This window comes from Acinetobacter sp. V115_6 (assembly GCF_031799025.1).
Classification (GTDB): domain Bacteria; phylum Pseudomonadota; class Gammaproteobacteria; order Pseudomonadales; family Moraxellaceae; genus Acinetobacter; species Acinetobacter pittii.
In genome coordinates this window covers 42,156-65,310 of the sequence record NZ_JAVQNO010000015.1, presented here as the reverse complement: position 1 = coordinate 65,310, position 23,155 = coordinate 42,156, and the positions used below count along the sequence as shown (strand labels likewise).

Annotated in this window: 20 protein-coding genes and 1 tRNA gene; 11 read left to right on the top strand and 10 right to left on the bottom strand. The window is 38.3% G+C overall.

The annotated features are described in order from the left end of the window. The 3 genes from RMA94_RS03230 to RMA94_RS03220 all read left to right on the top strand — a co-directional run. Nucleotides 1-3,589: VCBS domain-containing protein (locus RMA94_RS03230; RefSeq protein WP_311081834.1), on the top strand; the 3,589-nt coding region annotated here is incomplete at its 5' end. Between the two features lie 143 nt (nt 3,590-3,732). Then, the gene (locus tag RMA94_RS03225) at nt 3,733-5,388 is read left to right on the top strand and encodes a poly alpha-glucosyltransferase (RefSeq protein ID WP_311081832.1); all 1,656 of its coding nucleotides are present in this window, start codon (nt 3,733-3,735) and stop codon (nt 5,386-5,388) included. Then, nucleotides 5,385-7,115: a CapA family protein gene (locus tag RMA94_RS03220; RefSeq protein ID WP_311081829.1), complete on the top strand. Its 1,731-nt coding sequence runs from the start codon at nt 5,385-5,387 to the stop codon at nt 7,113-7,115. Before RMA94_RS03225 ends, RMA94_RS03220 begins: the two co-directional genes overlap by 4 nt. Nucleotides 7,116-7,120: 5 nt before the next feature. Here RMA94_RS03220 and RMA94_RS03215 read toward each other — a convergent pair whose 3' ends face one another. Further along, on the bottom strand, nt 7,121-7,837 hold the full coding sequence (locus RMA94_RS03215; RefSeq protein WP_311081828.1) for a metalloprotease: 717 nt from the start codon (nt 7,835-7,837) through the stop codon (nt 7,121-7,123). Nucleotides 7,838-7,918: 81 nt separating this feature from the next. On the opposite strand from RMA94_RS03215, the gene RMA94_RS03210 reads away from it, so the two are divergent. Beyond that, complete coding sequence (locus tag RMA94_RS03210) at nt 7,919-8,248, top strand: MGMT family protein (protein WP_130173311.1); 330 nt, start codon at nt 7,919-7,921, stop codon at nt 8,246-8,248. A gap of 73 nt (nt 8,249-8,321) precedes the next feature. Here the strand turns inward: RMA94_RS03210 and RMA94_RS03205 are convergent, their stop codons facing one another. The 5 genes from RMA94_RS03205 to carA form a co-directional block, all read right to left on the bottom strand. After that, the gene (locus RMA94_RS03205) at nt 8,322-8,759 is read right to left on the bottom strand and encodes a universal stress protein (protein WP_060464906.1); all 438 of its coding nucleotides are present in this window, start codon (nt 8,757-8,759) and stop codon (nt 8,322-8,324) included. Between the two features lie 123 nt (nt 8,760-8,882). Then, nucleotides 8,883-9,515: a CatB-related O-acetyltransferase gene (locus tag RMA94_RS03200; RefSeq protein ID WP_130173310.1), complete on the bottom strand. Its 633-nt coding sequence runs from the start codon at nt 9,513-9,515 to the stop codon at nt 8,883-8,885. A 76-nt stretch (nt 9,516-9,591) separates the two neighbouring features. Further along, the gene (gene greA, locus RMA94_RS03195) at nt 9,592-10,068 is read right to left on the bottom strand and encodes a transcription elongation factor GreA (RefSeq protein WP_130173309.1); all 477 of its coding nucleotides are present in this window, start codon (nt 10,066-10,068) and stop codon (nt 9,592-9,594) included. Nucleotides 10,069-10,155: 87 nt separating this feature from the next. Beyond that, nucleotides 10,156-13,386, bottom strand: coding sequence for a carbamoyl-phosphate synthase large subunit (gene carB, locus RMA94_RS03190; RefSeq protein WP_032057423.1), 3,231 nt, complete (start codon nt 13,384-13,386; stop codon nt 10,156-10,158). Between the two features lie 14 nt (nt 13,387-13,400). After that, the gene (gene carA, locus RMA94_RS03185) at nt 13,401-14,540 is read right to left on the bottom strand and encodes a glutamine-hydrolyzing carbamoyl-phosphate synthase small subunit (RefSeq protein WP_005067597.1); all 1,140 of its coding nucleotides are present in this window, start codon (nt 14,538-14,540) and stop codon (nt 13,401-13,403) included. Nucleotides 14,541-14,664: 124 nt separating this feature from the next. Here carA and RMA94_RS03180 point away from each other — a divergent pair, with 124 nt between their 5' ends. Both RMA94_RS03180 and RMA94_RS03175 read left to right on the top strand, forming a co-directional pair. Next, the gene (locus RMA94_RS03180) at nt 14,665-14,823 is read left to right on the top strand and encodes a hypothetical protein (protein WP_002115567.1); all 159 of its coding nucleotides are present in this window, start codon (nt 14,665-14,667) and stop codon (nt 14,821-14,823) included. 29 nt (nt 14,824-14,852) lie between these two features. Beyond that, nucleotides 14,853-15,440 (top strand): hypothetical protein, encoded by a 588-nt coding sequence (locus tag RMA94_RS03175; protein ID WP_033847991.1) that lies wholly within the window; start codon nt 14,853-14,855, stop codon nt 15,438-15,440. 59 nt (nt 15,441-15,499) lie between these two features. On the opposite strand, the gene RMA94_RS03170 is transcribed toward RMA94_RS03175, so the two are convergent. Then, complete coding sequence (locus RMA94_RS03170) at nt 15,500-16,036, bottom strand: DOMON-like domain-containing protein (protein ID WP_199113181.1); 537 nt, start codon at nt 16,034-16,036, stop codon at nt 15,500-15,502. Between the two features lie 16 nt (nt 16,037-16,052). After that, on the bottom strand, nt 16,053-16,376 hold the full coding sequence (yhbY, locus tag RMA94_RS03165; RefSeq protein ID WP_002115576.1) for a ribosome assembly RNA-binding protein YhbY: 324 nt from the start codon (nt 16,374-16,376) through the stop codon (nt 16,053-16,055). A 199-nt stretch (nt 16,377-16,575) separates the two neighbouring features. Between yhbY and rlmE the strand changes: the two genes are divergently transcribed. The 4 genes from rlmE (at nt 16,576) to RMA94_RS03145 (ending at nt 20,690) form a co-directional block, all read left to right on the top strand. Continuing rightward, the gene (rlmE, locus tag RMA94_RS03160; RefSeq protein WP_000235573.1) at nt 16,576-17,226 is read left to right on the top strand and encodes a 23S rRNA (uridine(2552)-2'-O)-methyltransferase RlmE; all 651 of its coding nucleotides are present in this window, start codon (nt 16,576-16,578) and stop codon (nt 17,224-17,226) included. 133 nt (nt 17,227-17,359) lie between these two features. Beyond that, nucleotides 17,360-19,255: an ATP-dependent zinc metalloprotease FtsH gene (gene ftsH / locus RMA94_RS03155; protein ID WP_033848050.1), complete on the top strand. Its 1,896-nt coding sequence runs from the start codon at nt 17,360-17,362 to the stop codon at nt 19,253-19,255. 133 nt (nt 19,256-19,388) lie between these two features. Next, on the top strand, nt 19,389-20,240 hold the full coding sequence (gene folP, locus RMA94_RS03150) for a dihydropteroate synthase (RefSeq protein ID WP_311081821.1): 852 nt from the start codon (nt 19,389-19,391) through the stop codon (nt 20,238-20,240). Between the two features lie 135 nt (nt 20,241-20,375). Beyond that, entirely contained in the window at nt 20,376-20,690 is a 315-nt protein-coding gene (locus tag RMA94_RS03145; protein ID WP_005067609.1) for a DUF5713 family protein, read from the top strand. Here the strand turns inward: RMA94_RS03145 and RMA94_RS03140 are convergent, their stop codons facing one another. Both RMA94_RS03140 and RMA94_RS03135 read right to left on the bottom strand, forming a co-directional pair. Further along, on the bottom strand, nt 20,691-21,068 hold the full coding sequence (locus RMA94_RS03140) for a hypothetical protein (protein WP_016802917.1): 378 nt from the start codon (nt 21,066-21,068) through the stop codon (nt 20,691-20,693). Nucleotides 21,069-21,108: 40 nt separating this feature from the next. Beyond that, nucleotides 21,109-21,194 (bottom strand) — tRNA-Leu (locus RMA94_RS03135). Between the two features lie 196 nt (nt 21,195-21,390). Here RMA94_RS03135 and RMA94_RS03130 point away from each other — a divergent pair. After that, entirely contained in the window at nt 21,391-23,154 is a 1,764-nt protein-coding gene (locus tag RMA94_RS03130) for an alkaline phosphatase (protein ID WP_284090207.1), read from the top strand. Nucleotide 23,155: the final 1 nt, after the last annotated feature.

Genomic DNA, 23,155 nt, shown 5'->3' with positions numbered 1-23,155 from the left:
AGCAGTAGCTGGGGATTACACCGGGACAGCAACTGATGTGAACGGCAACCCTGCGACGGATACAGCGACAGCGGTAGCGCTAGATACTATTGACGCCATTAATGATAATGTAACGTTTGATCCAGGCATGTTTGTAAGTACTCCTTGGGTCGCACCAATAACAGCTCAGGATATTAATGTTCTTGATACCTCTATTATTGGTGATAGTTCAACGAATGTTCTATTTTCTGTACCTAGAGATAATACAAACATTGGCACAGGTCATGAGGGTGATGTTGTTATTCAGGTAAGCCAAGACAATTTGATAGCAGTAGCTTCTGGTTTTAGTGTATTGGTGGAATATTTTGATGGAACTAGTTGGGTACAGTACACCACTGCTACAACCACAAATGGAGGCTTAGTTGCTGATGCTCTTGGTTTGGGGGTTTTAGGAGTTGTAGATGACGGCAAAACGATAGCTGTACATTTAACAGGTGTCCCAGAAGGTCAATATCGTGTTGTCGTACAGAATGACAGTAGTGCTATTGGTGATTTATTAGATGACTTAACATTAGCGCAACTAGGTGACCAAGGTATTTTATTGGGAGCAGACAATCAGGATGCTGTATTAGATGCGGTAGAAACTGCCTTAAATGGTCAAGTATTAACTTTAGGAACTTTAGTAAGAAATGTTTTAGAACCTCTGTTAAATATTGCTAACGCTGCTGGTGAAACACTATCTGTAACTGATATTGTCGCAGCAATTGTGCAAATACCATTGGTTGGTAGTCTTGTTGGTGGTGTTGATACCATTTTGGATTATATTGCGGACGCATTAGTTGATAATTTAATTAGTGTACTTGAGTTTACCAATGTAACCATCAATGGTTCAGAAACTTATTACACTACACCAGAATTATCGGGTAATGTCTTTGCTGACAATGGATCTGGAGCAGATGATCGTGGTAATAGTAATGCAGCACTTGTGACCAAAGTAGATGGAGTAGATGTCCCTACTGATGGTACAGATGCAGTGATTAAAGGTTTATATGGCACTTTATATATCAATAAAGATGGTGTTTATCGTTATGTGTTGAATGGTAGTGTAGATTCTAATGGTCAGGTAGATGACTTTACTTACACTTTATCAGACGGTATTCAATCAGATACAGCGGTTTTAACTATCAGTGTGGCAGATGTTATTGCACCAAAAGCACCTATTGTTTCTTCATTGGATGAAACCACCGTTACAGGTGTTGCCGGAGCTGCGGAAGCTGATAGTGTTATTAATGTCTATGGCGGTACAGACAATGATGGCGATGGTATTCCAGATACATTACTTGGTACAACTACAGCTAATCCTGATGGTAGTTATACAGTCACTTTGAACCCTGCAATCGCTTTAGGGGACACAGTGGTTCTTACCTCAAGGGATGCTGCTGGCAATATATCTACACCAACAATTGCAAGTCTGCATAATATTGTCGCGCTTGATGACCCTAATGAAACTAACTATGAGTTATCTACTACAGCAGATCGTTCAGATATTAGTGGTGGTATTTTTACTTTAGCTAATGCTGGTGTTCTTGGAGATTTAATTGATTTAGATCTGAGTGCAACATCCGCTCCTGGTGTGACTGTCGGTACAAATGAGCAAATCACTTTAACATTAACGGCAAGTGGATCTACCGGTTTAGATATAAGTGCAGTTGGGAATTTGATTGATGCTATTTTAGGCGGAAATATTGGCGGTAGTCTTGATTTGATTATTGCCAAAGAAACATCAACAGGTAGCTATGAAGTTTATAATACTATTGCTAATGCATATACGTTAAATAATAGTATTTTAACTTTTACCGCGTCTGGTTCGCAATCCATATCTCTGGATGATGCTGGTGTCTATAAATTTATTCTTGCTCCAAATTCTTCAACTTCGAGTGCTTTAAGTAACTTATTATCTCTGAACTTATTAGGTAATTTAGTATTATCATCTAATGATGTAGTAGCAACCATTAACAATACAGATCTTATTACTGGAAATGTTTTATCTAATGATACTGCTGCACCGATAGGTTTAGATTTGTCGATTGTTTCCATTAAAGAAACTACAGCAGGTGTAGATGAAACTGTAGTGTCTGGTGCTCCTAAAGTCATTGAAGGGATGTATGGTACTTTAACTATAGATTCAACTGGTGCATATAGTTATCAAATGACGGCTAATGCAACTGCTTTAGGTAAGGTTGAAGCATTTACTTATACCGTACAAGATAATGATGGCCACTCAAAACAGGCAACTATTTATATTCGTTTAGACTCTAATTTGGTTACATTAGATTGGACGGGTAAAACAGGACTAGAGGAGGCTGATAAATTAGTAACGCAACTGACCGCTGATAATAAGGCTTCTGCAGGTACAGTTACTACTTTATTTGATCAGGTATTAAATGGTTCCGGTGATTCTTTAAATAGTATTCAGGTAACTGGAAGTAACGGTGCATTACCTACTTCACCTCCTGCGACAGGTAGTACGGCAATTCCAGATGATTCTGGGCGTTTTACCCTAGGTGCAGGGCAAACAGCATATATTTCTTTCACATCAGTATTACCAACAAATGTGACTCAAGACTTTGGTTTCTTAGGAGGAGGAAACCAAACCAGTGCTTATAATGTGGTTATTGAATTAGAAAGAGATGGAGTAGCACTAGATACTCAATTGGCCACTTGGACATCAACCACCAGTGGTACGAAGTATTATTATAAAGTGACTAATACAGGAACTTCTTCGGCTGCCTATGATCTAAATATTGGTTATGGTGATGGTTCAATAGCGTATAACTGGACGAATACTACTGGTAAGACATTTGGTATTAATAATATTCAATTAGATATTACAGGTACAACATATACAGCATCTTCTGTATCAGGTGACCTAATCTCTAATGACTTATTGTATTCAAGTGTCTTTAAAATTGGTGTTGCCGCTGGATCGACTACGCCTAGCAATTATTTGGATGTAAATTCAACATCAATAGTAGGAGCGTATGGAACTTTAACTGTTAATTTAGATGGAACCTATAGTTATCAAGCTAATGGTAAAATTGCTGATCTTGGTAAAGATGATGTCTTTACATATAAAATTGAGACATTGGATGGTACTGTAAACACGCAAACTTTAACAATTAAAGTAGATGCTGATAATGTTTTGATTGGTACGCCAAATGCGGGCACAGCAGGGAACGACATTGCTGTAAGTCAATCTGCAAATGAAGTCTTCACATTAGGTGATGGCGCTGATTTGTTAATTTACAATGTACTCAACGGTTCAAGCCCAACAGGTGGAAACGGTACTGATCAATGGTTGGATTTTAATATGTCTGAAGGTGATAAAATTGATGTGTCATCTTTATTATCAGGTGCCACAACAGCTGATATTGATAACTATCTCAGTGTGACTATTAGTGGGAATCAAGTCACCTTATCGGTTGACCGAGATGGTAGTGGTACTGCTTCCTCACCTACCACCTTGTTAACTTTAACTAATGAAGAACATGCAACAAATCCTATTACTAGTTTATTAGATTTGTTACATAACAACTCAATTATCTATTAATAGATAATTAACCAAATAAAAAAGAGCCTTCGGGCTCTTTTTTTATGTCTAAACAATACGTTAATCTAGCTTTTAGCTTGTCCGTGCTATGATGTATTGAAAATTTTATAGAACAACAATTAACGAATAGGGACTAACTTCGAGTGACGGCATTTTTAAAATTCCAAAGACAAATGAAGCTTTGGTTAGAACAAGTTGTTCAGCACGTTCCGAGTCTTAAACAGGATATTATTTTATTTTTATCTTATGGTCCTAAAGACCAGAGATGTAGCGTTTGGCACAGTGAGAAAACAAATTTAGAGCAGGCCAAAAAACAATTATTAGATTTTATTAATGAACAGTTTGCACAGTCACCGCTGGATGATTATATAAAAATTGATGTGGCATACAACTTAACGAAACAAGCTTGGAAGGAAGTAGAGCAACAGGTTCATCATCAATTTCATAACAATCACTACCGTAAAGGGATTGGATTTGATGAATACTGTTCAGTTGCTTTCCTTGAACAAGAGATTTATGGAAAAGCAATCATTCGAGGCTTGAGTTACGACAAACCGAACTTTTTTGATGAAACAAATCTGAATTATGCAGTTAAGCAAAAATATAACGCTCCAAAACCACAGATTAAATTACAAGAGCTGCAAGACATTTGGACTTTTGATACCTACGCAGCATTTTATGAAAATGAGGAATTTATTAACTTAGCGAGTGGTTATGATGTAAATGGAATTAGAGGAATTTCAAGCAATAAAAAACAGCATTTTCAGCATCTAATTGAACAAAATTCGGCATTTCTGCATGACCAGATTCAAGAAAATGGCAAATTTATATATGGCTATTTTTCTGCTTATGATCGTGACATTCGTAACTACAATACGGTGCGCCACTGTACCTCAGTGTATGCCTTACTAGAAACTTTTGAAGTGCAGAACAAGCCAGAATTTTGGCCCAAAATACATGCTGCCATTCACTATGCACTGACCAACTTTTATAAAGAAAAAGACTCACAAACAGCCTTTATGATTGATGGTAAAGAAGGGGCGTTCGAAATCAAATTAGGCGCCAATGCGGCCGCTATTTTAATGTTAACTAAATATCAAGAAATTACTCAGAAAAGTGATTATCAAAAATATGCAGAGAAACTCGCAAATGGTATTTTAAAATTAATAGATTCAAATGGCTCAACAACTCATGTATTAAATTATCCAGATTATAATTTAAAAGAGAAATTTAGAATTATTTATTATGATGGTGAAGCTTCTTTAGCATTATTACGTTTATATCAAATTAACCAAGATTCTAGATTATTAGAAACCGTTAAATTAATGTTTGAATGTTTTATTGAGAAAAGATATGAAAAATACCATGATCATTGGTTAAGTTATTGTACAAATGAACTCACTAAAATATGCCCTGAAGATAAATATTTTATTTTTGGTTTAAATAATTATTTAAAACATTTTATTTTTATTAAAAATCGAAAAACAACATATGCAACTTTATTAGAAATGCTAATGGCTGCTTATAAAATGGTGAACCGTTTAAAAGAGCAGGGGCGGACAGCACTTTTTGAGCAGGCGTATATGCCTGAGCTTCAAAAGCTAATTGAGTTTAGAGCTGATTTTCAAACTACAGGATTTTTTTATCCGGAAATGGCGATGTATATGGCTCGGCCAGATAAAATTTTACATGCGTTTTATATTCGTCATGACCGTTTTCGAGTACGGATTGATGACCAAGAGCATAACTTATCGGGTTACATTGCTTACGTTAAAGATTACAAAGGTGATGAGCCATGAAATATCAGCCTGTTGAAATCAAGTTATTAGCGCATATCGATACGACAAGTTTCGATGAAGCTTTATGGCAATTCGAATTTGACGATGATATTTCAACGCTACTGCTAATCGACTACGCATTAGAGCAATTTCAGCAAAAAAGTGTACAAGCTCAAGATGACTATGTTGTCCCTGAACATCTATCTGAGCAATTAGGTCAGCAAAATCTAGGCTTAAAACCCTCGGAACATTACAACTTCATTGAACTATTGCAGTTGCTAATTTTCACCCAAGCAGCAGATGTAAAAGATGCTTTAAGCAATATGCTCTGCGGTACACATGAGCAAGCCTACTTAATTTTGTCAAAAAGAGCTGCTACCTATGATTTAAATTTGAAAAAAGGAAGTACACAAAAACAGTTAAAACATTTGTTTTTATTAGTTAAAAATATTTATAGCCATCCAGCTGAAATCAGAAAACTATTCTTTATAAAAGAGCTGAATTTTAAAGGAAAGTCTTATCTACCACAGACTCTATTAATGGCACAGAATGTAGTAGAGGTTTTATATCTTACAAATTCATTTAGAAAAATTTATCTGACGTTCTTTGAGGAAAACCAGACTATTGGTTTCTTTTCTTTTTTAGATGATATTCATCGTGCTGAGCACTTAATTCCTTATTATCACTGTTTTCAAGCACAGACTGTAAGACCTAAAGTTTGCTCTACCCCAAGCGGCATTATTAACATTTTGGGGGATACTTATTTCGGGGAAATCTACACTGAAAAGCGTAAGGCGAGAGGACAAATGGATGCTCTGCAGCAATATGGGTATGACTATTCATTTAGAAAAATAAAAGCCTTTTTAGGGGAACATGACCTAAATATTGCTAACTTTGAAGCTGTCTTTGCTTTAGAAACCAAATCTCCTTTAGCACATAAAAAACCATTTATTCTTAAAGCTGATGCCGAACAAACATTAGCAGCGTTCAAAAATATTCACCTTAACCATGTGGTATTGGCAAATAACCATTTAAAAGACTATGGTGATCCTGGGTTAGCTTATACATTACAACAATTTGATCAGGCCAATATTTCTTATATTGGTGCAGGCACAAATCAAAAAGAAGCCCATAGCTACTTTGAAATCACTTTTAATAACAAGCATTACACTATTTTTAACGGCTATTGGCACAGAGACACTGCCTATCTAGATTATGATTTTTATGCCTTAGGTCCTAAGAGTGGAGTTGCATGTCTAAATGGGGTTTTGCTTGAACAAATAGGTCGTTATAAGCAGACTAACCCTGAGCATAAAGTTATTGTTATTTGTCATTGGGGGATCGATTTTAAGCCAATTACAAAAGAGCAGAGCAAGCTTGCTGATATTCTGACTCAAGCTGGTGCGGACCTCGTTATCGGTCATGGAGCTCATACCATCCAACCGATTAAAGTGATTAATCAGAAGCCTGTAATATTTGGTATTGGCAATGCGGTTTTTAATAGCAATGGTGAATATACAGAGCAAAATGCTTTGCCGTATGGGTGTATAGCACGGCTAGATTTGTCAAAAGATCGACTGCGTTTATATTCAATCTGTACCAATAATTTGAAAACATTTTGGCAGCCGTATCCAGTCAATGAAGACGACTTTTCAGAGGCCAGCAATTATATGACTTCATTACTGACCCCTGAAAATTATTATACAGCACAAGATGATTTAGGTTTTTACGTCGAAATGAGTTTTTAAAATCTTTATGGATAACGTTGGTAATTTTCTAAAATTGTTTGAAGTTGGACCGGTGTAAAACCTAAATTTCTAAGTCCACCGCTGCCACGTTTACATTCGGCACTCGCCATGATGTTGGTCGGTGTACGTTTTGTAGCATTCGGCGCGCAGACATGTTTTAGTCCGAACACATGTCCCATTTCATGTACGCTACCAGCCTGAATATTATAATTGAGTCGGTTCCAGTCTAATAAAACAAAAGGTTTACCATTATTGCGAAATGCTCTACTTGTTACATCTTCAAATTTCCATTTGGTTGAATAGGCATCATAAATAAAAACAATAACTTCTTTACTCGCAGTTCGTTTAGGAAAACAGGTATTTACACTTGCAGGAATAGTTTCAGTAGAAATTGGATAAGGCTGATTAATTTGTTGCTTTAAATCACAACGTAACTTTGAAAATTCTTCATAAGGAATATAACGATGTAATTTAAATTTAAAAATTTTATGATTTTTATCATCGACATAGTATCTATTTAATATCTTAATCTCTTTACGCATTTGTTGCTCGTTATCAAACTTTGTAGCTTCAGGTGAATTAGTTGTAAAAACGAAAGTGACTGGAACAATAGGGCGGTCATCTGTGGAGACTTTAGGGGCTTCTCCTGAAGGAATTGGGGGACGTGTAGTACAAGAAACAGATAGCAAAGTCAAAGTAATGACCAGTAATATTTTTTTCATGCAGATCTCCCTTAATCCCACCTTGGATTGCATTTAATTTTAGTCAAAAATTCTTATATGATACGAATTACGTCAATTTTTATGGAGTCCATTTTGACAACTCAGTATGAACTACATCGGCAAATTTTAGAAGTCATTGCTTTGATTCCTTACGGAAAAGTTGCAACTTATGGACAAGTGGCTCGTATGGCAGGATTACCGAAACATGCGAGATTAGTGGGGTATGTTTTGAAACATCTTGAAGCTGATCATCAAGTTCCTTGGTATCGTGTGATTAATTCTCAAGGCAAAATTAGCCTAAGTAAATTTAATGAAAAAGGTGAAAATATTCAGCAATTAAAATTGGAAGTTGAAGGTGTCTATTTGTTAAATGGTAAAGTTGACTTAAAGCAGTTTGCTTGGCAGCCTTAAATCTATTGAAAAAAGTTTATTTATCAAAAATTGCCTAAATTATTAAGATTAACAAGATAGGCAATATTGAAAATTATCGAACAATTAACACGGGAATATGGCTTTCCCCTAAAACTTTTTGTGCCACACTTCCTAAAACGAGTTTTCGTACCCCCGTGCGCCCATGAGAGCCCATTACAATCAAATCTGCATTTAAGTCTTGGGCAGCCTGAATGATTTCCTCATGAACGACAAAACCTTCCAGCAGTTTAGTCTCAACGGTAATGCCTTCGTTGGCAAACTCTTGTTTTGCGTGTTCTAAAATATCGAGTAAATAAGTTCTTGTGCGTTCAATCAAATCATTCGTTTGGCCAGTTTTTACGTAGACATCAGCAATAAATGGGTCAAGTGCCATCACTTGTACAACTGTAATTTTGCTATTTAATGCTTTTCCCAGCTTAATGGCCTCTTTCATGGCGACCATAGAAGTTTCAGAACCGTCAATTGGTACCAAAATATGTTGATATAACATGAGTATTTTCCTTATTGTAATGATGCTTATTTTAATTAATACTTTATACCTATTTTTTAACGATTTAAATTCAAGCACGTAATCATTTGTGATTTTATAACGACAAATTTTGTAGATAAATTTTTATAAATTGCGCAAATTTTCTATATGTGTAGATAAAGCATCAATATCGTCAGTTTGAAGATATTCACGTATTTTCAAAATTTGCTTCTCATCTAAACCATAAAGTTTTAAAGCAAGTAGTTTGTCGATTTGTTCTTGAGGAAAGCGATATTTAATAATTTTCGCAGGCACTCCACCTACAATTGCATAAGGAGGAACATCTTTAGTTACCACGGCTCCAGTGGCGACCACTGCACCTTCACCTAGTTTGACACCTTGCATAATCATGGCACGGCTACCAATCCAACAGCCATCAGCAATAATAGTATCGCCAGCCGCCAAAAAACTACGAGTATCAAAAGGGAAAGTTGAAATCCAGTCAGGTCTATGAAGCTGATTACCGCCCATCATGATTACACACTCAGCGCCAAAACAAACAAAATTGCCAATATAAAGTTGGTCAATCGGTTTCTCTGGCGTTGAAGCTTTGTCATGTAAATAACGGACTACACAACGTTCAAAACCTTGATCCCAATAGGCAGAGTAATATGAGTAATTTCCTTTAATATGGATATTTGGATTTTTCACAGTTTTGGAAATAAACTCAAATTCGCACCAATGACGGACTGGTGTGTTAATCAGAGGCGTATCCATAATCTATTATCCAAAAAATGAGCTAAACCATATTAAATAAAAAACCCCTCAGGAAGAGGGGTTCAAGAGCAGTATCTTAGAGATATTCTACGCTTACAACTTCGTACTCAACTTCGCCTTGAGGAGTAACGATTTTTACTTCATCACCTTCACTCTTGCTCAAAAGGCCACGTGCGATTGGTGAGTTCACTGAGATTTTATTGATTTTAAAATCAGCTTCATCATCACCAACAATTTTATAAGTCTTGCGTTCTTCAGTATCAAGGTTTTCAATCGTTACCGTAACACCGAATACAACACGACCGTTTTGTTCTAAGTCTTTAACATCGATGACTTGTGAAGCACCCAATTTCCCTTCGATATCTTGGATGCGTCCTTCACAGAAACCTTGCTGTTCACGAGCAGCATGGTATTCTGCATTTTCTTTTAAGTCCCCATGTTCACGTGCCTCAGCAATTGCTTGAGTAATACGTGGACGTTCAACAGATTTCAGATGTTGTAATTCTTTCTCTAAGGCGATTTTACCTTCAGGGGTCATTGGATAACGTTGCATTTCGGTCCCTCTTAAGTTGAGAAAACACAGTTAAAAAAATGAAAAAAACCCGCCACCGATAAGGTGACGGGACTTATCGGTAAAAAATTAACCTACAGTTAAATCTTGCAAGCGGTATACATCCATTGGCAATTTCACAGCAAAGGCTTGGCAAACAGCTTCTGCGCCATTGATAGTCGTTGTGTAATACACTTTGCCTTGTAGGGCAGCACGACGAATCATTGCAGAGTCATATTGAGCCTGTTTACCTTCAGTGGTATTGACAATAAGGTGTATTTCACCATTTTTCAAGCGGTCAACAATATGTGGACGACCTTCAGTAACTTTATTTACAGATTCGCATTCTAAACCTGCTTCTTTAAGCACTTGGTAAGTACCACCTGTTGCAACAAGCTTGAAGCCATATTCAACTAATTTCTTAGCGATATCAGCGATGTATTTCTTGTCAGATTCACGTACTGATAAGAAAGCATGTTTTACTTCGCCTTCAGTTGGTAAACCAGGTAAGCGTTCATTTGAGCCTAAAACAGCTTTATAGAATGCTTCACCAAATGTTTTACCTACGCCCATCACTTCACCTGTAGATTTCATCTCAGGTCCAAGCATAGGGTCTACGCCTTGGAATTTAGCGAATGGGAAAACGGCTTCCTTCACAGCAAAGTGAGTTGGAATGATTTCTTTAGTAAATCCTTGAGACTCAAGAGATTGACCTGCCATACAACGTGCAGCAACTTTCGCTAAAGAATCACCAATACACTTAGATACGAATGGAACTGTACGTGAAGCACGTGGGTTAACTTCTAGAACGTAAATATCGTCACCTTTTACAGCGAACTGAACGTTCATCAAGCCAACAACGCCAAGTTCTTTTGCCATCGCAATCGTTTGACGACGCATTTCATCCTGAATTTCTTTTGATAAAGAATAAGGAGGAATCGAACATGCAGAGTCACCTGAGTGAATACCAGCTTGTTCAATATGCTGCATGATGCCGCCGATCACAACGTCTTTACCATCAGATACACAGTCAACATCAACTTCAGTTGCGTCATCTAGGAAACGGTCAAGAAGAACAGGGGCTTCATTAGATGCTTGAACTGCTTCACGAAGGTAACGTTTAAGTTCTTCTTCGTTATATACGATTTCCATTGCACGACCACCTAATACATAAGATGGGCGAACAACAAGCGGATAACCTACTTTTGCAGCTTCAGAGATACCTTCTTCAGCAGATTTTACAATGCTGTTGTTTGGTTGACGAAGCTGTAAACGTTGAATCATTTGTTGGAAACGTTCACGGTCTTCAGCACGGTCAATCGCATCTGGTGATGTACCGATAATTGGGGTACCTGCTTCTTCTAAAGCACGTGCCAATTTAAGCGGAGTTTGACCACCGTACTGTACGATTACGCCTTTAGGCTTCTCTGTACGTACGATTTCAAGTACATCTTCAAGTGTTACCGGCTCGAAGTATAGACGGTCAGATGTGTCATAGTCGGTAGAAACAGTTTCAGGGTTACAGTTCACCATGATTGTTTCGTAACCGTCTTCACGCATAGCTAATGCAGCGTGTACACAGCAGTAGTCAAATTCGATACCTTGACCAATACGGTTTGGACCACCACCAATGACCATGATCTTGTCACGGTTTGATGGATTCGCTTCACATTCTTCATCATAAGTTGAATACATGTATGCAGTACCAGATTCAAACTCTGCTGCACATGTATCAACGCGTTTATAAACTGGATAAACACCCAAGTTCCAACGTTGTTTACGGAATTGTTTTTGTGAAATGCCCATGAGGTGAGCAATACGAAGGTCAGATAAACCTTTACGCTTGAACGAACGGATGTTGTCAGCGTTTAAGTCACCAAAACCTAAAGTTTTCACTTGAGCTTCAGTTTTAATGATGTCTTGAATTTGGATAAGGAACCAGCGGTCAATCTTAGTCGCTTCAAAAACTTCATCTAAAGAGAAACCATGACGGAAAGCGTCCGCTACATACCAGATACGCTCAGGACCCGGAACTTTAAGTTCTTTTAGAATAATTTCTTTTGCATTTGTTGCACCAGCTTCGATTTTTTCATCAAAACCGCTTACACCAACTTCAAGACCACGTAATGCTTTTTGTACAGATTCTTGGAAGTTACGGCCAATTGCCATCACTTCACCAACAGATTTCATCTGAGTGGTAAGAACTGGTTCAGCTTGCGGGAATTTCTCGAAGTTAAAACGAGGAATCTTCGTTACAACATAGTCAATTGATGGTTCGAAGCTTGCAGGAGTCACGCCACCAGTGATGTCATTTTTCAATTCATCAAGGGTATAACCAACAGCAAGTTTTGCTGCGATTTTAGCAATCGGGAAACCTGTTGCTTTAGAAGCAAGTGCAGATGAACGAGATACACGAGGGTTCATCTCGATAACAACCATACGGCCGTCTTTCGGGTTAATACCGAACTGAACGTTAGAACCGCCTGTCTCAACACCAATTTCACGAAGAACTGCAACCGAAGCGTTACGCATCAATTGATATTCTTTGTCTGTTAATGTTTGAGCTGGTGCTACAGTGATTGAGTCACCAGTGTGTACGCCCATTGGGTCGAAGTTTTCGATGGCACATACGATAATACAGTTGTCGTTTTTGTCACGAACAACTTCCATTTCGTATTCTTTCCAACCAATTAAAGATTCATCGATCAATAACTGATGAGTAGGAGAGAGGTCAAAACCACGTTCACAAATTTCAAGGAATTCTTCGCGGTTATATGCGATACCGCCACCTGAACCACCCATTGTGAATGATGGACGGATAATTACTGGGAAACCAAAGCGTGACTGGATTTCTAAAGCTTCTTCCATTGTTTCAGCAATGGCAGCTTTTGGACATTCCAAGCCAATTTTACGCATAGCGATATCGAAGAGTTTACGATCTTCGGCTTTCTCAATTGCGTCTTTAGTTGCGCCAATTAATTCAACATTATATTTCTCAAGAACGCCGTGCTCATCAAGTGCAAGAGCACAGTTCAACGCAGTTTGGCCACCCATAGTTGGCAATACTGCATCTGGACGTTCTTTTTCAATAATCTGTGCAACTGTTTGCCAAGTAATTGGCTCAATATAAGTTGCATCAGCCATTGAAGGGTCTGTCATAATGGTTGCTGGGTTAGAGTTAACCAAAATAACACGGTAGCCTTCTTCACGAAGCGCTTTACACGCTTGAGCACCTGAGTAGTCAAACTCACATGCCTGACCAATCACAATCGGGCCAGCACCAATAATTAAGATGCTTTTAATATCCGTACGTTTAGGCATTATTCGCTCCTTAATTACTGTTTAGATGCTTCGATAAGTTCGATAAAATGATCGAACAATGGGGCACAATCATGTGGACCTGGGCTTGCTTCAGGGTGACCTTGGAAGCTGAAAGCTGGTTTGTCTGTACGGTGAATCCCTTGTAAGGTGCCATCGAACAATGATTTATGCGTTGCTTTTAAGTTAGCCGGTAAAGTTTCAGCATCTACAGCGAAACCATGGTTTTGCGAAGTAATCATCACTGTACCATCTTCAAGATTTTGTACAGGGTGGTTAGCACCGTGATGACCATGATTCATTTTTACAGTTTTTGCACCAGAAGCGAGTGCCAAGATTTGGTGGCCTAAGCAAATACCAAATACAGGTAATGTTGTGGTTTCAACAATAGTTTTTACAGCTTCGATTGCATAATCACAAGCAGCTGGATCGCCAGGACCATTTGAAAGGAATACGCCATCCGGATTAAGTGCCAATACTTTTTCAGCCGGAGTTTCTGCAGGAACAACGGTTAATTTGCAACCGCGGTCTGCAAGCATACGCAAGATGTTGGTTTTGACACCGTAATCGTATGCAACTACATGATATTTTAATTCAGGTTGAGAGAAGCCTTGGCCTAGAGTCCATGAACCTTCAGACCATTCAAAACCAGTTGGATCGCAACATTCTTTTGCAAGGTCTAAACCGTTTAAGCCACCAAAAGCACGAGCTTTGGCAATTGCTTCTTCTTCAGTAATATTTTCGCCAGCAAGGATGCAACCATTTTGTGCACCTTTGTCACGCAAAATACGTGTTAATTTACGTGTATCAATATCCGCGATTGCAACAACATTGTGTTCTTGCAAATATTCACTCAATGACTGTTCAGCACGGAAGTTGCTGTGTAGTAGTGGAAGGTCACGAATAATTAAACCATTCGCCCATACTTTATGGATACGACCAGATTCAACGTCTTCCGCGTTGCAGCCAGTGTTTCCGATATGTGGGTAAGTTAATGTCACAATTTGTTGTGCATAACTTGGGTCAGTCAAAATTTCTTGATAGCCTGTCATGGCTGTGTTAAAAACGACTTCTCCAGTCGTACTTCCCGTTGCGCCGATTGACGTTCCTTTAAAGATCGTTCCATCTGCGAGGGCTAAAATGGCGGGGGTGCTCAAACCAAAGCTCCTGAATTTCGGCTGTAAAAAAGCGAGTAGACCCAAAAAAGATAGGCGATGTTGTGATAAAACATGCCCCTCCCTATCGGTCTGCTCGCTTGTAACTTAACAGCGCATTATACGCATGGAACCTCAAAAAGTCTATTTATTTTCTGCTAAAAAACATAATTCATTGCTTGATTTTTACAAAAAAATTATCCGCTCATCCGAATCAGTTACTTTTGATAAATTGTCTAACAATTTGCTGGCTGAATTTTTAGAACTGGATTTATTGTATTGCTAGTTAAAAAATAAACAGTATGAGGAAATAGCATGAGTAATGATCAAGTTTCAAAAGATGTGAGCGAGAAAGCTCAAGCAGTAGTTGACTCGGTAAAAGCTGAGGTGAATGAAGTGAAAGAAACCGTAGCTGCTACTACAACTAAAGCAAAAAGAACAGTAACTGCTAAAACTGCGCAAGTAAAAGAAAGTGTTGCAGAGAAAACTGAGCAGATTAAAGAAGTTGCTACAGAAGCAAAAACTCAAGTGAAAGAAGCTATCACTGAAACTCAAGAGCAGGTCAAAGAGGTTTTAAGTGAAACTCAAGAAAAAATTGAAGCTGAAACTCATGAGTTAAACAAGAATATTCAAAATCAATTTATTCAAATTAAACAAGATATTTTACAACGTCTTGATGTGATTAAAGCTCAGTTTAGCACTTCACAAGAAGGACTATCTGAACTTAAAAATGCTTTGAAAGCAGAAATTAATGCACTTATTGAAGATTTGACGAAAGTAAGTAAAGAACTTAAAGGTGATATTAGCCAGATTTCTTTGAAGCACAAAGATTCTTTAAGTGAAAGCATTAAACGTACTAAAAACAATGCAGTCGAAGCATGGAATAAAGCACGAGATAACTAATGATCTTAGCTTTTACCCAGCTATAAAAAAGCGAGAATTAATTTCTCGCTTTTTTATTTTTAAAACTGATGTAACCAGTCACGCTTATTATGGAAATCTGCACTTTTTCCACTATGCTGCATTGCATAGTACTGCATACCTTCTTTGGTTTTTAAAACTGCAGTTAAACCTAAATAGAGGTTTGCCCATTTCAAGCGATGCTTTTGCATAAATTGTCCCAAATCAAGACTAACATTTAAGCCATAATGAGTACGCTTGAGATGGTTCAGTTCGATATCGTAAGCAGCAAGGGGAGGCATACTTTCTGGGTAGCGATATTCTTCAAACTGATAAGACTGCCATGCTTGAGAAGGGGAAAGGTTAATTTCCCGATAATAATCTTCATCATGCACGCCAACAAAAATTTCGAAACAAGTTTCTTCCCACAAAAAATCCTGACGAGGATGAGCCGCGACTTCTTGGGGCCAGACAATGAGTTGATTTGGATCACGAATCCAAAAACCGACATTTAAGGTGTGCGGTGCTTGCTGTTCAATTGCGCCAACAACAGAAACAGCATGAAAACGATCAAAAGCTGAAAGTTCGTAACTTGCCATAGTTTGTCAAATCAACTTAGTTTGCTAAATGAGCGTGGCGAACAAGATTAGACAAATGCTGGTTTTGTTTAGCTGCTTTTTTGTAAAGTAAAACAATTTTACCAATCTTTTGCACAGCTTCTGCGCCAGTCGCTTCTACAATTGCATCAATTACAGCAGTACGTGCTTCACGGTCTTCACCAGCAACTTTAACTTTGATAAGTTCGTGGTCGTTTAAAGCACGAAGAGTTTCTTCGATAACAGCATCTGTTAAGCCTTGTCCACCAATCATGACAACCGGATTAAGCACATGACCAATTTGACGTAAACGTTTACGTTCATGGATAGATAAAGCGGCCATTAAAAATACCTGATTTTAAAAACGACTTAGTATAGCAAAAAACTTAAATTCAGATGTACGAAAAACTGTATAAATAATCGATCAACATTATTGGAAAAAAACTGTAAAACTTGGTGAGATTACGCTACATCCGTACTGTAATGAGAGTAATTTTCACGTACAATGAACGATCAGAAGTTTTTTTGATATTTAGTGAGTTATGGCAACACGCATTACAAACCAGAAATTGTCGAAAAGTAGTCGTGCGTGGATGAGGGAACATCTAGACGATCCTTTTGTAAAAAAAGCACAAAAGGAAGGGTATCGTGCGCGAGCAGCCTATAAACTTCTTGAAATTCAAGAAAAATATAAGTTGATCAAGCCAGGAATGACGGTAGTCGATTTGGGTGCAGCTCCTGGTAGCTGGTCTCAAATTGCTGGAAAACTTGTGGGTAGCAAAGGTTTAGTGATTGCTTCCGATATTTTGCCGATGGATGCTTTGCCTGATGTCACTTTCTTACAAGGCGACTTTAGAGAAGAAGCTGTATTTGAAAAATTGTTAAATATTTTAAATGGGCGACAAGTAGACATTGTAATTTCTGATATGGCCCCCAATACATCAGGTAATAGGGCTGTTGATCAACCTAGACAGATTTACTTATGTGAACTGGCTTTAGATTTTGCTCAAAAGGTTCTTGGTCCTAATGGACAGTTTGTGGTTAAAGTGTTCCAAGGCGCAGGATTTGATGAGTTTCGTAAACAAGTGGTTGATAGTTTTGATGTGTTAAAGACAGCAAAACCAGCAGCTTCTCGGGCGCGTTCTAAAGAAGTTTTTTTGGTTGGACAAGGGCGTAAGAAAGCATTGCAATAAAGTTTACTTGCCAAGCTCCTAAAAATTGTGCATTTTGTACTTTTAGGTTATCCGCAAGCAATACAGTTGCTGTTTTTATGACGATCAGCCAAGATTGGGCATGATCAAATTAGATCGATATGGGAATAAAGCTTTGAGCGATTACTTCAAGAATGCCGTATTGTGGCTAATAATACTTGGTGTTCTGATTTTAATTTTCAGTAATATCAGTGACCGCAATAAGCCTACTGCGATGAAATATTCAGATTTCGTTGCAGCGGTGAATGCTGGCCAAATTAAGCAAGTCACAATTGACGGTTTAAATATTAATGGTGAAAAAACTAACGGATCACAGTTTGAAACTGTTCGTCCGCAAGTTGAAGACACTGAGCTTATGCCGAGCTTAAATAAGCAAAATGTTGTTGTAGAGGGAACAGCTCCTCAACGTCAAGGCATTTTGATGCAACTTCTCATTGCTAGTTTCCCTGTACTGTTAATCATTCTGTTATTCATGTTCTTTATGCGTAACATGGGTGGTGGTGCAGGCGGAAAAAATGGGCCGATGAGTTTTGGTAAGTCGAAAGCAAAAATGCTTTCTGAAGATCAAATCAAAGTCAATTTTTCTGACGTCGCTGGTTGTGATGAAGCAAAACAAGAAGTTGTTGAAATTGTAGATTTCTTAAAAGACCCTGCAAAATTCAAACGTTTGGGCGCTACTATTCCTCGTGGCGTACTTATGGTTGGTCCTCCGGGTACTGGTAAAACGTTATTAGCCAAAGCAATTGCTGGTGAAGCTAAAGTTCCTTTCTTCAGCATTTCAGGTTCTGACTTTGTCGAAATGTTCGTGGGTGTGGGTGCGTCCCGTGTCCGTGATATGTTCGAGCAAGCTAAACGTCATGCGCCTTGTATTATCTTTATTGACGAGATTGATGCAGTAGGACGTCATCGTGGTTCAGGTACAGGTGGTGGTCATGATGAGCGTGAACAAACCTTAAACCAAATGCTTGTAGAGATGGATGGTTTTGAAGGTAACGAAGGTGTAATCGTAATTGCTGCGACGAACCGTGTTGATGTCTTGGATAAAGCGTTATTACGTCCGGGTCGTTTTGACCGTCAAGTAATGGTAGGTTTACCTGACATTCGTGGTCGTGAGCAGATTCTGAACGTACATTTGAAAAAATTACCTTCAGTTACGGGTGTGGATGTTAAAGTTCTATCTCGTGGTACTCCAGGTTTCTCTGGTGCGCAGTTGGCAAACCTTGTTAACGAAGCTGCATTATTTGCTGCACGCCGTAATAAGAACACGGTCGACATGCATGACTTTGAAGATGCAAAAGACAAAATCTACATGGGACCAGAGCGTAAATCGATGGTTCTACGTGAAGAAGAGCGTCGTGCAACGGCTTATCATGAAGCTGGTCATGCGATTGTTGCCGAGATTTTACCGGGTACAGATCCTGTTCATAAAGTAACGATTATGCCGCGTGGTTGGGCTTTAGGTGTAACTTGGCAGTTACCTGAACAAGACCAAATTAGCCACTATAAAGACAAGATGCTAAACGAAATTGCAATTTTGTTTGGTGGTCGTATTGCTGAAGAAGTATTTATCCAACAGCAATCTACTGGTGCTTCAAATGACTTTGAGCGAGCTACTAAAATGGCACGTGCAATGGTTACGAAGTACGGTATGTCTGACAAAATGGGTGTAATGGTTTACGAAGATGAAAACCAAAATGGTTTCTTTGGTAATGTAGGAAGCCGTACGATTTCTGAAGCAACTCAACAGCTAGTTGATGAGGAAGTACGTCGTATTCTTGATGAGCAATACAAAGTTGCACGTAATATCTTGGAAAGTAATAAAGATATTGCACACGCGATGGTAAAAGCTTTGATGGAATGGGAAACTATTGATCGTGATCAAATCCGTGACATTATGGAAGGTCGTGAGCCACAACCGCCTAAAGTATATGTTGCTGAAAACCCAGTGGCTGCATTTGAACCACCAAAAGATGGTCCATCTACACCGCCACCATTGCCAGCAATGAACTAATTAGTTAATTAAAAAAGCCACAGTCATGTGGCTTTTTTTATGGGTTTGATTTTGGTAAAAGCTGAAAACAAATCAACACCATACATGGATGATAATTGCTAAAATACAGCCTGATTTTAAACTGGAGCTTTTTATGCAACTAATGCCTTTGCCTCAACAAATTTTACAGTGTGGACAGCTTCAGTTAGATCTATCACAGCCTCACGTTATGGGTATATTAAATGTCACACCAGACTCTTTTAGTGATGGCGGAAAGCATAATCAAATAGATCAAGCGATTGCTTATGCACTAGCCATGATAGAGCAAGGTGCCACCATTATTGATATTGGTGGGGAGTCTACCCGTCCAGGAGCATCTGAAGTAAGCGTAGAAGAAGAAATACGAAGAGTTGTGCCCGTAGTTGAAGCTTTAGCTAAACATAATATTGTTCTATCAATTGATACGAGTCAGCCTGATGTTATTCGTGCTGCGAAAGAAGCAGGAGCACATATTTGGAACGATGTACGTGCGCTTACTCGTCCCAATGCTTTAAAAACGGCAGCAGAACTGGATATACCCGTAGTGATCATGCATATGCGTGGTGAGCCGACTACAATGAATCAGTTAGACCAATATACGGACGTAACCTTAGATGTTATAGAGGAGCTCCAGCAGCGCGTGAATGAAGCTTTAAATGCGGGCGTGAAAAAAAATAATATTATTATTGATCCTGGGTTTGGTTTTGCAAAAAATGCGCAGCAAAATTTAAGACTATTAAAAGAATTTTGGAAGCTTGGTGAAATGGGTTATCCGATTTTATCTGGCCTTTCTCGTAAACGTTTTATTGGTGAAGCATTAAAAGGTGCAACTGCAGATCAGCGTGCGGTAGGAAGCGTTACGGGGCATTTGCTTAGTATTCAGCAAGGAGCATCTATTGTTAGAGCGCATGATGTCAAAGCAATGACTGATGCAATTCTAGTTTGGAAGGCGATGATACAAGCTTAACAAAGTAGGCTTTATAAAAATCAGGTAGTAGCTCATTAATTTAATGAGCTAGCTGATTGAGTCAGGGAAAAATATCGTTATTCTTTTGAAAATATGTTATAAGCGGCAAGTTTTTGCTGTTGTGTAAACTTTTGTATGTTCGAAGACTTACTTCTCCCGATGTTTGATGATGAATATTATCCAGATATTTTGGTCGCTGAACTCAAGCAGCTCATTGAACAATTTGCTAAAAAAGTTCAGAAGCCTGCCTTAGCTGAGCAGGATATCTATCGATATGCTCATCAAACTGTGATTGAAATTAATGAGATGAAACCTCAGTTCGAAGATCTAGATTCTTCTTTAGATGATAGTGCTGCTGACTATATTGCTGAAGCAATGATGATGGTAGCACAGGAAGCTGGATATTTAGATCTAGAAATGGAAGAGCTGGTGATGAATCGAGAGTGGTGATTACTCTCGATTTTCAATATCTTCAAATGCATCTAATAAGTGGCAAGATGCCTTTAAATGTATTTCGTCTATTTCTTTAATTTTTAAAATTAAAACACCATTCTCTTGATAATCTGCGTCCGCTAACAAACTGACCCAATAAGTTTCTCGTTTTTGTTCTAGCGTTTTAAATTTATCTATTATCTGTTCGGGTGCTTTAACTAAATAATCATCTTTGGTAATAGAGCAACGTGAAAAATACCAATGGTTGTCTTTGAGAGAAAGGGTGCCGGAGAAAAGATCTATGGCGTAAACCTTTGTTATAAAAAGGGTAGTGTAAACGAGTAATAATATTCTTATCATAAAATTCATTTTAATTAGGCATAAAAAAACCAGCATACGCTGGATTCTTTGTAGCACCAAATTCAATATTTGAAAGTGGTGCCCGGGGCCGGACTCGAACCGGCACGCTTTGTGGGCGGGGGATTTTAAATCCCCTGTGTCTACCTATTTCACCACCCGGGCATGTGCGCAATAATAGAGGACAAGTGCGCGATTGGCAAGAGAAAATCAGAGAGTTTGCTTTATTTTCAATCAGTTCTTGTTGGTATTTATATAAATTAACCAATTTATGTCATGATTTGTTCATTAAACTGAGATCAGTTGTTCATCTTATCTCCCTAAATTTAAGACACTCATTGCTTAAAACTTAGGTAATTTTATGTCAGAGAAAATTTCACGCCGAGAATTAATTCAAAAAAGTCTGTTCGGTTTTGGGGCGCTATCTTTGCCTGTAGCTTTTACGGGGTGTAATGATGGTTCCGATGAGGAGGGTTCAGAAACACAAGCAGATTTTTTACATGGAGTTGCGAGCGGTGACCCATTGCAAGATAAAGTAATTTTATGGACGCGGTTAACACCAGTAGACCTTAATGCGCGTCTTAGAGTTACTTGGGAAATTGCTATCGATGATCAGTTCAAGCAGAATTTAAAGACTGGTACGGTTCAAACGAATAAAACTGACGATTTTACCGTGAAGGTGGATGCAACAGGTCTACAAGCGGGTATGACTTATTATTATCGCTTTCGATTTGGTAGCAAAGTCTCGCCAGTAGGGCAAACAAAAACATTACCTGTAACTACCAATAAGGTCAGCTTCGCAGTATGTTCTTGTTCTAATTATCCTGCGGGTTATTTTTACGTTTATCGTGAAATGGCAAAACAGAATGTGGATGTACTCATTCATTTGGGCGATTATATTTATGAATATGGGGCTGATGGCTATGCGACAGAAGATGCTGCAAAGCTGGGCCGTACTTTACCGTCCGATAATAATAAAGAAATTATTAAATTAGATGATTATCGCAAACGTTATGCGCTCTATCGTCAGGATAAAGATTTACAGGCGGTTCATCAGCGTCATCCTTTTATTGTAATTTGGGATGACCATGAGTTAGCAAATGATACTTGGCGTGATGGTGCGGAAAACCATCAAGATAATGAAGGATCTTTTTCTGATCGTAAGTTGGCTGCTCTACAGGCTTATTTTGAATGGATGCCAATTCGCCCTGTTTCTAACACAGATCATCTAAATATTTATCGTCAGTTTAACTTTGGTTCGTTGGTTCAATTAACCATGTTAGATACACGTATTATTGCGCGAGATAAACAGCTCGAATATACAAACTACATTACATCTTCAGGTTTAGATGCTCAAAAGTTTCAGACTGATTTAACAGATCCAAAGCGTACTTTAATGGGATATACGCAAAGGGATTGGCTGGTCGATAAATTAAAGCAATCTACAGCAACATGGAATGTGATTGGTCAGCAAGTCTTAATGAGTAAAATGTGGATTCCAGCTGAGTTATTGGCATCGCTGGGGCAAATTACTTCAGGCGGAACTTCACCTGATACTTTAGCTAAAATGAATGCGCAAATTACAGAATTAGTCACATTAAAATTACGATTAGAGCAGGGCGATCCAACTTTGACTATTCAAGAAAAAGCTCGAGTCACAACATTAGTTCCATATAACCTTGATGCTTGGGATGGTTATTATACTGAGCGAGAGTTTCTGTACGCTAAATTGGCAGAGTTTAATAAGAAAATTATTGTTTTGGCGGGCGATACCCATAATGCGTGGACATCTTACTTATATAGCCAAAAGGGTGAATATGTCGGGGTTGAACTGGCGACAAGTTCGGTTTCTTCACCGGGTCTTGAAAAATATTTAAGTATTCCGCTAGCTCAGTTGCAGCAATTTGAATTTGCCTTTACGACGCTTATCGATGAATTGGCATATTGTAATTTAAATCAGCGGGGTTATTTGATGGTTACACTAGATGATAAGCAGGTGCTGTCGGATTGGATTTTTGTAGATTCAATTAAAAATGCAGAATATAAAGTAGATTCTAGTAGAAGCTATCAATTGGTGTTGGATGCGAATTTAACACCTGAAAAAGATAAGCAAAAAACTGCTTAAA